Annotated in this window: 16 protein-coding genes; 9 read left to right on the top strand and 7 right to left on the bottom strand. The window is 29.8% G+C overall.

The features are described from left to right. Positions 1 to 15 precede the first annotated feature (15 nt). The 3 genes from OW730_RS05775 to OW730_RS05765 form a co-directional block, all read right to left on the bottom strand. Positions 16 to 1,170, bottom strand: coding sequence for an amidohydrolase (locus OW730_RS05775; protein ID WP_271228119.1), 1,155 nt, complete (start codon positions 1,168 to 1,170; stop codon positions 16 to 18). A gap of 139 nt (positions 1,171 to 1,309) precedes the next feature. Further along, a complete protein-coding gene (locus tag OW730_RS05770) occupies positions 1,310 to 1,912 on the bottom strand; it encodes a TasA family protein (protein WP_271228118.1) in 603 nt (200 codons plus the stop codon). A 193-nt stretch (positions 1,913 to 2,105) separates the two neighbouring features. Then, on the bottom strand, positions 2,106 to 2,618 hold the full coding sequence (locus OW730_RS05765; protein WP_271228117.1) for a signal peptidase I: 513 nt from the start codon (positions 2,616 to 2,618) through the stop codon (positions 2,106 to 2,108). 119 nt (positions 2,619 to 2,737) lie between these two features. On the opposite strand from OW730_RS05765, the gene OW730_RS05760 reads away from it, so the two are divergent. Continuing rightward, positions 2,738 to 3,547 (top strand): carbon-nitrogen hydrolase family protein, encoded by an 810-nt coding sequence (locus OW730_RS05760; protein WP_271228116.1) that lies wholly within the window; start codon positions 2,738 to 2,740, stop codon positions 3,545 to 3,547. A 274-nt stretch (positions 3,548 to 3,821) separates the two neighbouring features. Here OW730_RS05760 and OW730_RS05755 read toward each other — a convergent pair whose 3' ends face one another. Continuing rightward, on the bottom strand, positions 3,822 to 4,400 hold the full coding sequence (locus OW730_RS05755) for a hypothetical protein (RefSeq protein WP_271228115.1): 579 nt from the start codon (positions 4,398 to 4,400) through the stop codon (positions 3,822 to 3,824). A 91-nt stretch (positions 4,401 to 4,491) separates the two neighbouring features. Here OW730_RS05755 and OW730_RS05750 point away from each other — a divergent pair, with 91 nt between their 5' ends. Further along, a complete protein-coding gene (locus tag OW730_RS05750; protein WP_271228114.1) occupies positions 4,492 to 5,169 on the top strand; it encodes a uracil-DNA glycosylase in 678 nt (225 codons plus the stop codon). Positions 5,170 to 5,462: 293 nt separating this feature from the next. On the opposite strand, the gene OW730_RS05745 is transcribed toward OW730_RS05750, so the two are convergent. After that, complete coding sequence (locus tag OW730_RS05745; RefSeq protein WP_271228113.1) at positions 5,463 to 7,118, bottom strand: carbon starvation CstA family protein; 1,656 nt, start codon at positions 7,116 to 7,118, stop codon at positions 5,463 to 5,465. A 177-nt stretch (positions 7,119 to 7,295) separates the two neighbouring features. After that, entirely contained in the window at positions 7,296 to 7,802 is a 507-nt protein-coding gene (locus OW730_RS05740) for a hypothetical protein (RefSeq protein ID WP_271228112.1), read from the bottom strand. A gap of 232 nt (positions 7,803 to 8,034) precedes the next feature. On the opposite strand from OW730_RS05740, the gene OW730_RS05735 reads away from it, so the two are divergent. Continuing rightward, positions 8,035 to 8,280 carry a hypothetical protein gene (locus OW730_RS05735; RefSeq protein ID WP_271228111.1) on the top strand — a complete coding sequence of 82 codons (246 nt, stop codon included), beginning with the start codon at positions 8,035 to 8,037 and terminating at the stop codon, positions 8,278 to 8,280. A 58-nt stretch (positions 8,281 to 8,338) separates the two neighbouring features. Continuing rightward, a complete protein-coding gene (locus OW730_RS05730; RefSeq protein ID WP_271228110.1) occupies positions 8,339 to 8,926 on the top strand; it encodes a hypothetical protein in 588 nt (195 codons plus the stop codon). 66 nt (positions 8,927 to 8,992) lie between these two features. Here OW730_RS05730 and OW730_RS05725 read toward each other — a convergent pair whose 3' ends face one another. Next, positions 8,993 to 9,871 carry a formate/nitrite transporter family protein gene (locus OW730_RS05725; protein ID WP_271228109.1) on the bottom strand — a complete coding sequence of 293 codons (879 nt, stop codon included), beginning with the start codon at positions 9,869 to 9,871 and terminating at the stop codon, positions 8,993 to 8,995. A gap of 241 nt (positions 9,872 to 10,112) precedes the next feature. Between OW730_RS05725 and OW730_RS05720 the strand changes: the two genes are divergently transcribed. The 5 genes from OW730_RS05720 (at position 10,113) to OW730_RS05700 (ending at position 14,382) form a co-directional block, all read left to right on the top strand. Then, the gene (locus OW730_RS05720) at positions 10,113 to 10,793 is read left to right on the top strand and encodes a TetR/AcrR family transcriptional regulator (RefSeq protein WP_271228108.1); all 681 of its coding nucleotides are present in this window, start codon (positions 10,113 to 10,115) and stop codon (positions 10,791 to 10,793) included. Between the two features lie 43 nt (positions 10,794 to 10,836). After that, positions 10,837 to 11,721, top strand: coding sequence for an ABC transporter ATP-binding protein (locus OW730_RS05715; protein WP_271228107.1), 885 nt, complete (start codon positions 10,837 to 10,839; stop codon positions 11,719 to 11,721). A gap of 3 nt (positions 11,722 to 11,724) precedes the next feature. Further along, positions 11,725 to 12,522, top strand: a complete 798-nt coding sequence (locus OW730_RS05710; RefSeq protein ID WP_271228106.1) for an ABC transporter permease subunit — start codon at positions 11,725 to 11,727, stop codon at positions 12,520 to 12,522. 51 nt (positions 12,523 to 12,573) lie between these two features. After that, the gene (locus tag OW730_RS05705; protein WP_271228105.1) at positions 12,574 to 13,371 is read left to right on the top strand and encodes an ABC transporter permease subunit; all 798 of its coding nucleotides are present in this window, start codon (positions 12,574 to 12,576) and stop codon (positions 13,369 to 13,371) included. Between the two features lie 213 nt (positions 13,372 to 13,584). Further along, entirely contained in the window at positions 13,585 to 14,382 is a 798-nt protein-coding gene (locus tag OW730_RS05700; protein WP_271228104.1) for an ABC transporter permease subunit, read from the top strand. Positions 14,383 to 14,589 lie beyond the last annotated feature (207 nt).

Here is a 14,589-nt window from a genome sequence, read left to right as displayed (position 1 = left end):
TCAATTATACATTATTTATTTAACCACTTTTCCATCTATAATAACATTCTTAACTTGGCTTCTTAAATCAAAAGGGTGTCCTGTGTAAACAACAACGTCTCCATCTTTACCTTCTTCAAGGCTTCCCACTCTGTCACCGATACCAATGATTTCTGCTGCATTTATTGTTACTGCTTTTAAAGCATCTTCTTCTTTCATGCCTGCTCTAGCAGCTAAAGCTGCACAAACCATTAAATATTCTTGTGGAATAACAGGATGGTCTGTCATTATTGCAATTTTGATTCCTGCATTAGAAAGTATTCCCGGTGTCTCAAATGTTAAGTTCTTAAGCTCAATCTTTGATCTACTTGACATAGTTGGTCCAACTATTATTCCTTTCTGATATCCTTCTTTTAGATAATCTACAATCAAATGCCCCTCTGTACAGTGATCTAATGTGATATCCACATCGAATTCCTTTGCAATTCTTAATGATGTTAATATATCATCTGATCTATGTGCATGTGATTTTAAAGGTATCTCTTTTCTAATTACTCTCTCAAGAGCCTCCAGCTTCATATCAAAAGCAGGCATCTTATCTGGATCACCATTTGCTCTATCTTTCTTTGCAGCATATTCTTTTGCTTTAGCTAAGTTTTCTCTTAAAATAGCCGCTATAGCCATTCTTGTACTTGGTGATTTTTTCTGAGCATTATAGAATCTTTTAGGATTTTCACCAAATGCACACTTCATAGCAAAACTCTCGTTGATTATCATATCATCAATTCTATCACCATGAGTTTTAACAATCGCATACTGTCCCCCTATTACATTAGCACTACCTGGACCTGAAGCAACTGTTGTAACTCCTGCTTCTAAAGCCTCTTTGAAGAACTCATCTTTAGGATTCATTGCATCAATTGCTCTTAAATGTGGCGTTACAGGATCATATGCTTCATTACCATCACTACCTTCAAACCCCATTGCATTTTCCCACATACCAAGATGGCTATGAGCATCAATCAATCCAGGCATTACAAATCCACCTTCACAATCGATAACTTCAGCTCCCTCTGGGCACTTAATATCTTTTCCTATAGCTTTAATTTTTCCATTTTCTATAAGAATCTGTCCCTTATCAATAGCTTCTCCTGCCATTGTATGTATTTCTGCATTCTTTAAAAATAACATTATACTGCCCCCTTTATTTCGACCTTCGAATAATTCTTTTAATAATTATACCAAAGTTTACAGTAATCATAAAGAAAATCAGGTACGAAATTGAAAAGTTTACCTTCCATATTTCTTACCTGATTAAAAGAACAATATATTATAAAGATGTATCTTCTATTTGTGTTGATTCAACTACAATATGAAATGCTCCATTTGCTTCTTGGTATTCATTTCCTAGTGATATTGGTAAACTCATAGTAATTGAATATTGATCTTCTTCTCTTTGCGCACCATAATTCAAAGTTCTAACTTTTAATAAATATGCTTTAAATTCATCATAAGTTAAACCAACTCTTGTTTCAGTAGTTGTACCATTAGTCTTAGTAATATTATATACGGCTGCTGATATAAGATCATTTGAAACTATATTTCCATCCTCATCAATATTATTGTTTACTAATTTTATTTGATATTTTTGATCCATAGTACTTATCCCATTAGTTACTTTAAACTTGTAATTAACACTATTTCCTGGTGCTAGATTTCTTAATGCAACATGATTTCCGCCACTTCCAATATCAATAACTTCATTCTCAAGAGTAATCTCTAACTTACCAGCATTAATATTATTTTGATTACCATTTGCCATAGATGTAAAGAATGCGTATGTTCCAGCTCCAATTCCCCCTCCGATTGATATTGCTAGTGCTATTATCAATGCCAAGGTTCTTTTCTTATATTTTTTTTCTTTGTTATTCAATTAACCTCATCTCCTTGTAGATAATTTGAGTTTATCATAAAAAAATACCCAAGTTATTTTAAAATATTTTAAAAATCACTTGAGTTTAACTTGTTTTTATTATTATAAAATACATGTATTTATTATTAAAGTGATTTGTTCTGGTGTTACTTCCACTTATAAACAAACCTTTTTTACGTGTTTACTACTATAATTATTCCTTTTTATCTGTAAAACTTTTAATAACCTCAAATATTACAAGTAATCCAATAATCGTTACTATAATCATAATCCCTAGTTTACTTCTAAAGAACTGCATTAAATATCCTAGATAAGGTATTCTAAACAAGTATTCCCCAAGAATATTATCTTGTTTAATTAAAATTTTATCTTCTACATTATTGTTATCACCTTTGGTTTTATACAGAACTTCATTTTCTTTACTTATAACTTCTATTACTCTATGAGTTATTATTAAATTATTACTCTTAAATGTTATAATATCACCTTCATCTATATGTGTATTATCTTTAATTATAATAATATCTCCCGGTTCTAATACTGGTCTCATACTTCCTGATAATACAGTTAACATTCTATGTCCTCCTATTGAAGGAATTTTTTCCTTATCAAGAGAATACATAATGTTAAGATATATAATAACTGCTAATATTAACAATATACATATGATTAATATATCCCCAATTATCTTAATAACTTTCTTCACATTCAGTCACTCTCCCTATTAACTCTTGTGATTATTGTTTACTAATTTAATTAAGTAAACTCATTTTATTGTTAATATCAATATAGTAATTTATTCTAAATTTATAGGAGCTGATTTCTATGAAAGATTTAACTTTAGGCTTATGTCAATTCAAAGTAACAAAGGACAAAAATGAAAATATACTAACTGCTCTGAAATATATTGAGCAAGCTGCTTCTAAAGGCTGCAATATTATTGCTCTTCCTGAAGTATTCAACTGTCCTTATGATAATAAATTTTTCCACTCTTTTAGCGAGGAAGAACATACTGGTGAAACATTAAACATACTAAAAAAAGCAGCATTAGATTTTAATGTTTATATTATTGGAGGCTCTATAATTGAAAGAGAATGCAATAAACTCTATAATACATCTTATATTTTTTCTCCTGAAGGAAAAATCATTGATAAACATAGAAAAGTTCATCTATTTGATATAGATATTCCCAATAAGATTACATTCAAGGAATCTGATACATTAACACCAGGCGATAAATTAACGGTTATAGATACCCCTTACTGTAAAATTGGAATCGCAATTTGTTATGACATGAGATTTCCAGAAATGTTTAAAAAAATGGCGCTTTTAGGTGCTGAACTCATTATAATTCCTGCTGCTTTTAATATGACAACAGGACCAGCTCACTGGGATTTAACATTAAGATCAAGAGCTTTAGATAATCAAGTTTTCATTGCAGCAATATCTCCTGCAAGAGATACTTCAGCGAACTATGTTGCTTATGGCCATTCCCTATTAGCCTCTCCTTGGGGAGATATTGTATCATCATTAGATGAAAAACCCGGACTATTGGTGTGTAAACTGGATTCAAAACTACTTTGTGATGTTCGTGAACAACTGCCGCTTTTGAAACACAGTAAAAAAGCACGCTAAAAAGCGTGCTTTAAAACAAATGTATAATTGATAATGTATAATGGAGAATGATGGATGTTTCTGCTAACGCAGAAACTACATCTTATTGTTCTTTAGAACAACAGATTCTTACTCGTTTTATCTTGGATAAAATATTGTACTTTAAATACAATGTTTCATTAAAAATGAAACGAGTAAAATCTTATTGTCCAAGGAACAATAAGATTAAAATTTCTCGGAGAGAAATGTCCATCATTATACATTTTCCATTATACATTTTACATTTGTTTAAGGTTTATTTCTCGTATTCTTTAAATTTTTCCATCAAAATTTCTGTCGTCTTCTCATAAGATTCAAGAAACTCATTAAATGATCTTTCCACCTTTTCCTTATTGTTATTATTAATTCCTTCAACAATTTTATTAAAACTAGACTTCATTTCTTCTTTATATTCATTAATACGCTTACTATCTTTTTTTACCCCTTCTAACCATCTTTTATTCTTTTCCACTCTTTCCTTATCATACTTATTATAAATGGCTTTGAGTTTATCTCCATATTCCTTTTCATTTAATATTCCTTCATTATACTGATGTAAAAGATACTCTTCTTCAAGGGATATAGTCTCCTTTATTGCTTCTCTATCCTCAGCAGATTCTTCCCATTGTTTTCTTTTTGCGCTTATTAGAGCATCTTTTAAATTTTCTCTTTTATTTCTTGCATTTTCCCATTTCTTATATAATCCAGGTGAGATTTCATCAGCTTTTTTAAATACAGCATTCAAGTTATCAGCTTTCACCTCCCTTGTTAATGCTACTACATTTAAGTTCAGTGAAAATATTAATACTAAGCTGAAAAATATCATTCTCTTCATAGGTTATCCTCCTAAATATTATTATTACTGTTTTATATTCTTCCTTTATTGATATAATATAAACATAAAAAAAGAAAATCAGGTGATTAAAATGAATGACATATTAAAAAACGATTGGAAGCCTATGCTTGAATCAGAGTTTTCTGAAGATTATTATGTTAAACTAAGAAGTTTTCTAAAAGATGAGTATCAATCTCACACTATATATCCAGAAAAGCATGATATTTTTAATGCTCTACATCATACTACTTATGAGAATACAAAAGTAGTTATACTAGGTCAAGATCCTTATCATGGCCCTAATCAAGCTCATGGTTTAAGCTTCTCAGTAAAACCTGGTGTAGCCATTCCCCCTTCACTAAAAAATATATATAAAGAGCTTAAAGCTGATATTGGATGTTCCATTCCGAACAATGGATTTCTAAATAAATGGGCAGATCAAGGTGTTCTACTTCTAAATGCAGTACTAACAGTTAGAGCCGGTCAAGCAAATTCACATAAAAATAAAGGTTGGGAACACTTTACTGATAAGGTCATTTCTCTTGTTAATGAAAAAGATGACCCTGTTGTATTTTTATTATGGGGAAAAAATGCACAGTCAAAAGAAAAGTACATAACTAACCCTAATCACTTAATACTCAAATCAACTCACCCAAGCCCACTCTCAGCACATAGAGGATTTCTAGGATGCAAGCACTTTTCAAAAGCTAATGAATTTCTTAAAGCTAATGGAAGAGATACTATTAATTGGCAGATTGAAAACATTTAAAAATAAAAAAAGCACGCTAAAAGCATGCAATAAAACAAATGGATAATTGATAATGTATAATGGATAATGATGGATGTTTCTGCTAACGCAGAAACTACATCTCATTGTTCTTTAGGACAACAAATTTTTACTCATTTTATTTTCGATAAAAAATTGTATTTTAAATACAATGTTTCATTTAAAATGAAACGAGTAAACCTCTATTTTCTAAGAAACAATGCAATTAAAATTTCTCGAAGAGAAATGTCCATCATTATACATTTTCCATTATACATTATACATTATTCTTTTTATTAAGCTTCTACATTTACCTTTGGTTTACTCCTAAGAGCCTTTACTCCACTACCCATAAGAATAAATGCTAATACAAACAATACTATTGCAATAAGCAATAATAACCAATTACCTTTTAATCCTTCCATCATCAAGCTACCTGTAAAGTCTTTACTGAACACATTTAGTTTCTGAAGGATAAGTACTACTAAGGCACATTGTGTAACTATAAACATAAATACAGTTGGAATTAAAGCCATTCTGTGCTCTTTTCCCATGTTTCTTAAGAATACAGCAAGTGCTAATAATGCTAATGCTGCTAGAAGTTGGTTTGCAGCTCCGAATATTGGCCATATAGTTAACCATCCTTTGTAAGCCAAAAGCCCACCTAATACAACTGTGATTACTGTTGCAACATATTTATTAGATATAGTTTTCTGTATTTTTTCATTTTTAAAGCTGAACATCTCTTGGAATATAAATCTTCCAAGTCTTGTAGCTGTATCAAGAGAAGTTAAAGCAAATGCTGATATTGCAAGTGCTGTAAAATCTCTTCCAAGTTCAAATTTCAATCCAAATCCAGCCATGAAATTACCAAGTCCATTTGAGAACACTGCTAGGGCATTACCTGTCTGTGCAAGTTCCCCTTTTGTTAAGTATGCAGCTGTTATTATAGCTAAAGTTGCAAGGACACCTTCTATTAACATTGATCCATAACCAATCATCTTAATATCCTTTTCACTGTTTACTTGCTTAGAACTTGTACCAGAACCAACCAATGAGTGGAATCCTGATATTGCTCCACATGCTACAGTTACGAATAAAATTGGGAATAGAAGTTTTCCATTTCCTAAGTTAAATCCAGTAAATCCATCAAGCTTCAACTCAGGTCTTGTGAATATTAACCCTACAATTCCTCCTGCAAGCATAGCATATAACAAGAAAGAATTTAAATAATCTCTAGGTTGTAATAAAATCCAAACTGGTGCTACAGATGCAATAGTAATGTATATTAATAGAATAACAATCCATGTATTCTTAGAAAACTCAAGTACAGGGAAACTCATTCCTACCCATATACATAATGCTAATAATGCTACACCAATTATACTACTCAATAATAATGGTGCTCCTTTTCTATAAACAAAGAAACCAAATAATACTGCAATAACCATAAATAATGCCGATGCTGTTGCAACACTAGGTGTAGAAGCAAATAGTCCTGCACATATAGAAGTAAATGCTGCCACTACAAGAAGTAATGTTAACCATGCAAACCAAGAGAATAATTTTTTACCCATATCACCCATATTGGCATGGATAACTTCCCCTATAGATTTACCCTTATTTCTTACTGAAGCATATACCGCTCCCATGTCATGAACTCCACCAAAGAAAATACTTCCTATGATTATCCACAACATAACAGGAATCCATCCAAAAGCAGCTGCTGCAATAGGTCCTGTTATTGGTCCTGCTCCTGCTATTGATGAAAAGTGATGCCCAAGTAAAACTGGTGATTTAGCTGGTACATAGTCAACTCCATCATTCATTGTGTGTGCAGGTGTCTTACGTTTTGGATCAATCCCCCATTTCTTGCATAACCATGACCCATAAGTGATGTACGCAATAAAGAATATAATACATACGCCTATTATAAGTGTCAAAGAACTCATAAAGACTCCCCCTTTATAATAATTTATTTATAGAGAATCCATAGTGAAACTTTATTTATACATATCTCAAAATCTCAGCGCTTCTTTGAGTTTTGAGTATGTATAAATTTAGTTTTAACTTGGAATCTCTTTAGAATGAAAAGATACCCCAAAGTTGAAGATACTGCTTTCCTTATTTTAAGCACATAGTATCTTTTTCATTTCTTTTACACTTTTCTTTCCAAATCTATTAGTATAGAGTGTTTCCGTATTCACATCATAAATAAAAAGCTTCACATTAACCCATCCTTTTAGCCCGAACAAGAAACCTTTGTGATACTTAAATTTTTTTATACATTGCTGAATATTTTCATCAATCTTTTTATCTACAATAAAAATAAAATTAAGATCTGTACTCATATGTTCACTATCAATATTTACAAGTTTCCCTATATCTTTTTCTATTTTATTTTTTAACTTTTCTAAATATACTTCTTCTATAGATTCTATATGCTTTATAAAAATCTTCTCTTCATTCTTAAATGCATATATCTCTGCCTTTTTAGATAATACGAATTTTGAATTTCTTAGATTATATTCTCCAATTATATCAAAGACCTCATCAACCATTTTCTCTTCATATTTCAGGTCATAATTATTCTTAAGTGCGTTTATAAAATTTTCTTTAACCTTAATAATATTCATTATTTCCCCCCATTCTGCATTACTTATATATCCCCTTTTCTCTCATATCTTTATTTATACATTTCTTCTTAAAACTTCTTTTTCCTCTTTTTTTTACCTTTTTGTGTTTATATTAATTGATTTATTTTCACTCTCATATGGTCCTATATATAAAATTTATCCATGAGTTTAAACACAGTCTTTATAAATCAATCATATTTTATTAATAAATATAAGTTTAAGGTGGTATTTCATGATTAATAATAAAAATAAAGTTAAAGAATTCTCTAATATAGATATACATGATATGAAACGTTCTCTGGATTATCTTAATTTCCTATGTACGCAATTAGATAATGAGACAAAAATACTAACTTCACATATTGAATATTTAAATACTCATAATCCTCCTGTTTATTTTAAAGATATTTTAAACGAGGGATTATATCTTAAAGATATACTAAAAGAATTTAGTTATTATTATCAAAAGATTATGTAACAAATAACGCTCTACTTCATATGGTATATTGATAGATAACTCTGATAGGAGGAGTATTATGGATAATTATCCTATTAATAATGAAAGTAAGCTTGGACAAGATATTGTCGAATCTGCTAAAAGATTTGAAGAAAGCTTAGCAAAATTTTTAGAAGCTGAAGCTGAAAAAGTAAGAGCCCTCACTAGAGCTTTTGATTCAAATTTAGATACTACAACAAAATATGATTTAAATGAAATGAATGCAATTTTCAAGGATACACTTGATTCAATACATTTAATAAAAAAATCAATACTTGAAAATATGGTGTTTGGTAGTACCTTAATGAGCTCAAATAATACCGAAAAACATATACCTAAGGACTTTAAAGAAGAAATCACTGTTTCTAAACCTAAAACTAACGATTATGAAAAAGATGATTATAATAAGAAAACACATCAGGTAGAAGAAAATATTATAAATGACGATGAGCCTCCACATAATAACTTTAACATAGAAAATCTATTTTCTTCTGAGAATTATTCCGAAGCGAAAGAATTATTTGCACATCTAACAGGTGGTGTTGACTTAGATTCATTAGATTTAGACTCTATTAATATGCAAGATATCACAAAAATCCTTGATATGTTTGGCATAGACAATAAATAAAAGATTAATAATGAATTAAAATAATAAAAGCAATGTCTCATTTTTAATGAAACATTGCTTTTATTGTTAATTACTTGTACTATTTATATTTAATCGTTCTTTACTTGCTATAATATTATTTTGTTTCTCTCGTCTTTTATATATAACACAGTACATACCTGCTATTATTATTCCTCCACCAACTATATTTCCAATAGTTACAGGAATAAGGTTATTGATTATATGTGGAATATCAATTTTATCCAACTTTTCAATTGGCCCGTGATATAACGCAACAATTACATCATTGCTCTTAGCAAATAATGCTGCTGATAAATAAAACATGTTTGCAACACAATGTTCAAACCCTGCAATAACAAAAGCCATTATAGGGAAAAATCCCATTAAAATCTTACCAGCTGTATCTTTAGCTGCATAAGATCCCCATACTGCTAAACAAACTACTATATTACATAAGATACCACTTGTTAATGCTTGTCCAAGGTTTAATGAAACTTTTTTAGAAGCAACCTTTATAAAATATGCTCCTACAAGTCCTCCATCTGCTTCTAATGACCCACTAAGATATAACAAAGAACTGATTATTAAAGCTCCTATTAAGTTACCTATAAACACGATTACCCAATTTTTTAGAACATCCTGAAGAGTAATTTTCCCCTCAAAGTATGCAACAGTTAAAAGATTATTACCAGTGAATAATTCAGCGCCACATAGCAAAACTAATATTAACCCAACAGGAAAGACAATCCCTGCTACTAATTTAGCTATGCCATAGTTAGCAATACTATGAGAAGCTACACCAGCTGCAAACCCTCCTAATGCTATAAACATACCTGCTAAGATTCCTAAAAACAATGTTTGCATAGCTCTATTGCTACACTTCTTTACTCCTACCCCTTCTACATACTCGTAGATTTCTTTTGGAGATAAAATAATTTTATCCATAAATATTCCTCCTAAAACTAAACTGACCTTTAAAATATAGTTTATACCCCTTTGACTATATTACCATTCCCCTCCAATCAATTAAGTGATTGAAATCACACTTTATTATATCACTTTATTTTTGTATTGCATCAATTTTTTTCCAATTACTATTGACCTAAGGTGAAAAAAGTGCTAATATTAATATAAATTAGACCGACGGTCGGTCTAATCAATGAATAGTATAGGAGGATATAATCACATGTCAAATATAAATACTAGAGATGAAATTATAAATACAGCACAAAGATTATTTTATTCTGTAGGTTATGATAAAACATCAATACAAATGATTATTAATGAAATAGACATAGCTAAAGGAACTTTCTACCACTACTTTAAATCAAAATCAGAACTTATGTTGGAAATTGTTAAAATCACCGTAGAACAAATTGTAGAGCAATTAAATGCCGTAGTAACTAATTCCTCTCTCTCCCCTATTGAGAAGATAAATACTATCTTTAATGCCTCTGCAAAGTACAAAGCAGCTAATTTAGATTATATAAAGGCTATTATGTATGCTATGTATAATGACAGTAACTTAATATTAAGAGAAAACATAAAACGATTATCCCTTGAATTATCAACTCCATTATTAAATACAATAATAGAAGAAGGTATGGAAACTGGGGCTTTCAAATGTAAGTACTCAAACCAAGGTGAAATAATATGGGTAATAGGAATGTCTCTCAGTGATAAAATGTGCTTTGCTATAATGAACTCAAATAAAGATACTGCAGATGAATTATTTATAAATAAGACAATTGATGACCTAAATATGTATACTTACACTATTGAAACCATATTAGAAATGGAACACGGTAAACTAAATCTATTTGACGAAGATTTTGTTAGAGATTTTTTACAAAAGCTATCTTCATAATATATTAAATATAAGTTAATTAAACCTTAAGGGGGTATTATAAATGTATGTTATTGAAACTAATAAATTAACTAAATACTATGGGAAAGAAAGAGGGATTATTGATGTTTCTCTTAAAGTTGAAGAAGGAGAAATCTTTGGTTTCATCGGTCCTAATGGCGCTGGTAAATCAACTACAATTAGAACACTGCTCTCCTTAATTCATCCATCTAATGGAAGTGCTAAAATTTTTGGTAGAGACTGTTTTAAAGAAGGTCATGACATAAGAAAAGATATAGGTTACCTTCCTTCAGAGGTATTCTATTATAACAATATGAAAGTAATAGACTTATTAAAATACTCAGCTAGTTTTTATAATAAGGATTGTACTGAAAGAATACATGAATTAGCAGAAATAATGGATTTAGACTTAAATAGAAAAATAGACGATTTATCTTTTGGTAATAAAAAGAAGGTTGGTATTGTTCAAGGACTTCTTCATCAACCTAAACTAATAATATTAGATGAACCTACAGGTGGTCTTGATCCACTAATGCAACAGAAATTCTTTGACCTTATTAGAGAAGAAAACAAACGAGGCGCTACTATATTTTTCTCTTCTCACATACTTGATGAGGTTCAAAAAATGTGTGATAGAGTTGCAATAATTAAAGACGGTAAAATAATCAAAACTGAAAGTATTGAAGCTTTAAGAAATGATAATTATAAAAAGATTAAAGTTGTCTCTAATAAATCATTTGATGGAAACATATTTAATATGGATGGTGTAACTGACCTTAAATCTAATGAAGTTGAAGCAAGCTTCATGTATAAAGGAAATATGAATAAAGTTATAGAAAAGCTTTCAACTGTAGATGTTAAAAATCTACTTGTACAAGAGCCAACTCTTGAGGAGATTTTCATGTACTATTATAAAAAGGAGGATTAAACTATGAATATATTCAAGTTTGAATTTAAAACTTATTTAAAAAGCAATATCATATGGACTATTTCATTAGTTGCTGTATTATTTATGTTCATGTCTTTCTTCCCTGTTTATTCTACTCAAGCAGCCATGATGGAGAAACTTTTAGAAAATTTTCCTGAAACTTTTTTGAAAGCATTTGGCATGAACAATATGTCTCTTTCTGAGATTGTAGGATTTTACAGTTTCTGTTTTGTTTACATTGGATTAATCGGTGGAATATTTGCAATGAAACTTGGATTGGATGTTATTTCTAAAGAACTTAGAGAAAAGACAGCAGATTTCCTTTTGGTTAAACCTAAAACTAGATCCTCTGTAATAATTCCAAAGTTCTGCGCTGTTCTACTTCACATATTAATAATGAATGCAGTTTTCTTAGTATCGGCAATAATTGCTGCTGAAATCTTTAAAAAAGCTGATTATAATCTTAAAACCTTTATTCTTATAAATCTTGGTTTGTTCTTTATACAGTTTTTCTTATTGTCACTAGGTATTATGTTATCCACTTTCATGACAAAGTTAAAGAGTGTGTTACCTGTTACTTTAGGTGTTGTATTTGGTTTTTATGTATTACAACTTCTAAATCAAACTCTCGATGATGAAAAAATATCTTATTTAACACCTTTTGGACATTTTGACTCTGCTTATATTACACAGAATGCTAGCTATTCATCTTCACATTTGATTTTTTCTGTGGCTCTTTCATTATTATTCTTAATAATTGGATATATCATCTACAACAAAAGAGATATACCATCTGTTTAAATATATAAGAATAACTAAATATAATTTTAGAATAATATTGGAGGAATCATAATGAATATTATATTAAGAGAGTTAAAAGCCAATAGAAAAGCTTTAATTATCTGGTGTGTTTCAATGTTCGCATTCATCTCAATGGGAATGATTAAATACAGTGGCTTTTCTAAAATGGGTTCTGAAGTAAATGAAATGATGGAAACTCTTCCTGAAGTAATGAGAAACATGTTTGGTATTAATAAAATTGATTTAACTTCTATTGGTGGATTCTACAGCGTATTCTTCATATATTTCATTTTGATAGCTGGAATTCATGCTATAATGCTAGGCGCTACAATAATCTCAAAGGAAGAGAGAGATAAAACAGCTGATTTCTTAATGGTTAAACCAATTAAAAGACATAAAGCTGTTACAAGCAAACTTATTGCAGCATTTATAAATGTATTAATTCTGAATATAGTAACCTTCATTGGTTCTGCTATGAATGTTGCTTTTTATAATAAAGGAGAAGCTATTACTGGAGAAATATTTAAGATTACTTGTACACTATTTATTCTTCAAATTGTGTTCTTGAGCTTAGGACTCTTATTCTCCTCGCTAACTAAGACAAGTAAGAAGGCTAATAGTTTATCAACAGCTGTAGTGCTTGGAATGTATATTCTTTCTTTAGCAATCCCTTTATATGATAAATTAGATTTTCTTAGATTCATAACACCTTTCTATTACTTCGATGCTAAAGACATCATGCTAGGCCAAGGAATAGAAATAATATATGTATTGATATCTTTAATAATCATTGTATTATCAACTTCCTTCACATATATATTCTTTAATAAGAAGGATATTCGCAACTAGAAACAAGCACCCACTGGGTGCTTGAAAAGAAATGTATAATGTAAAATTGATAATGTATAATGATGGATGTTTCTACTATCCCAGAAACTACATCTTATGTTCATTAGAACAAAGAACATTTACTCATTTCATCCATAGGATAAAATATTGTATTTAATGATGAAAGGAGTAAATCCATCTTGTTGAAGAAGGAATAAGATTGGAGGAATTAAAATGAATATTGTTTTACGAGAATTAAAAGCCAATAGAAAAGCTTTAATTATATGGTGTGTTTCAATGTTCTTATTCATATCAATAGGTATGGTTGAATACAGCGCCTTTTCTAAAATGGGTTCTGAAGTAAATGAAATGATGGAATCTCTTCCTGAAGTCATGAGAAGCATGTTTGGTTTTGATAAAATTAATTTAACTTCTGTTGGTGGATTCTATAGTATGTTCTTCATATACTTCACTTTAATAGCTGGCATTCATGCAATAATGCTAGGTGCTACAATAATCTCAAAAGAAGAGCGCGATAAAACAGCTGATTTCTTAATGGTTAAACCTATAAAAAGACATAAAGCTGTTACAAGTAAACTTATAGCCGCATTTATTAATGTTTTAATTTTCAATATTGTAACCTTTATTGGTTCAGCTGTTACCGTAGCTTATTATAATAAAGGAGAGTCTCTTACGGGAGAAATATTTAAAATTACCTGCACTCTATTAATTCTTCAAATTGTGTTGTTAAGCTTAGGATTATTATTCTCCTCATTAACTAAAACAACTAAAAAAGCTACTGGATTATCAACAGGTGTTGTACTTGGACTGTATATGCTTTCACTAGTTATACCTCTAACAGATAAATTAGACTTCCTTAAATTCATTACACCGTTCTATTACTTCGATGCTAAATCCATCATGATAGGACAAGAAATAGAAATTATATATGTATTAATATCTTTGATAATCGTTGTTGTAGCAACTTCATTGACATATGTATTATTTAATAGAAAAGATATTCATAACTAAAAAAAGCACCCGCTAGGTGCTTGTAAAAGAAATGTATAATGTAAAATTGATAATGTATAATGATGGATGTTTCTGCTATCGCAGAAACTACATCTTATTGTTCTTTAGAACAAGAGTTTTTACTCATTTTATCTAAGATAAAATATTGTATTTCAAATATAATACGAGTAAACCTATCTTATCCAAGGAACTATAAGATTAAGATTT

The organism is Oceanirhabdus sp. W0125-5 (assembly GCF_027938815.1).
GTDB lineage: Bacteria > Bacillota > Clostridia > Clostridiales > Clostridiaceae > Oceanirhabdus.
This window is presented reverse-complemented; position numbering and strand designations above follow the sequence as displayed.

What these genes read in the sequence shown, in the direction of transcription:
- OW730_RS05775 (WP_271228119.1), bottom strand. Translation starts at nt 1,170, where the DNA reads ATGTTATTTTTAAAGAATGCAGAAATACATACAATGGCAGGAGAAGCT.
- OW730_RS05760 (WP_271228116.1), top strand. Translation starts at nt 2,738, where the DNA reads ATGAAAGATTTAACTTTAGGCTTATGTCAATTCAAAGTAACAAAGGAC.
- OW730_RS05755 (WP_271228115.1), bottom strand. Translation starts at nt 4,400, where the DNA reads ATGAAGAGAATGATATTTTTCAGCTTAGTATTAATATTTTCACTGAAC.
- OW730_RS05750 (WP_271228114.1), top strand. Translation starts at nt 4,492, where the DNA reads ATGAATGACATATTAAAAAACGATTGGAAGCCTATGCTTGAATCAGAG.
- OW730_RS05745 (WP_271228113.1), bottom strand. Translation starts at nt 7,118, where the DNA reads ATGAGTTCTTTGACACTTATAATAGGCGTATGTATTATATTCTTTATT.
- OW730_RS05740 (WP_271228112.1), bottom strand. Translation starts at nt 7,802, where the DNA reads ATGAATATTATTAAGGTTAAAGAAAATTTTATAAACGCACTTAAGAAT.
- OW730_RS05735 (WP_271228111.1), top strand. Translation starts at nt 8,035, where the DNA reads ATGATTAATAATAAAAATAAAGTTAAAGAATTCTCTAATATAGATATA.
- OW730_RS05730 (WP_271228110.1), top strand. Translation starts at nt 8,339, where the DNA reads ATGGATAATTATCCTATTAATAATGAAAGTAAGCTTGGACAAGATATT.
- OW730_RS05725 (WP_271228109.1), bottom strand. Translation starts at nt 9,871, where the DNA reads ATGGATAAAATTATTTTATCTCCAAAAGAAATCTACGAGTATGTAGAA.
- OW730_RS05720 (WP_271228108.1), top strand. Translation starts at nt 10,113, where the DNA reads ATGTCAAATATAAATACTAGAGATGAAATTATAAATACAGCACAAAGA.
- OW730_RS05715 (WP_271228107.1), top strand. Translation starts at nt 10,837, where the DNA reads ATGTATGTTATTGAAACTAATAAATTAACTAAATACTATGGGAAAGAA.
- OW730_RS05710 (WP_271228106.1), top strand. Translation starts at nt 11,725, where the DNA reads ATGAATATATTCAAGTTTGAATTTAAAACTTATTTAAAAAGCAATATC.
- OW730_RS05705 (WP_271228105.1), top strand. Translation starts at nt 12,574, where the DNA reads ATGAATATTATATTAAGAGAGTTAAAAGCCAATAGAAAAGCTTTAATT.
- OW730_RS05700 (WP_271228104.1), top strand. Translation starts at nt 13,585, where the DNA reads ATGAATATTGTTTTACGAGAATTAAAAGCCAATAGAAAAGCTTTAATT.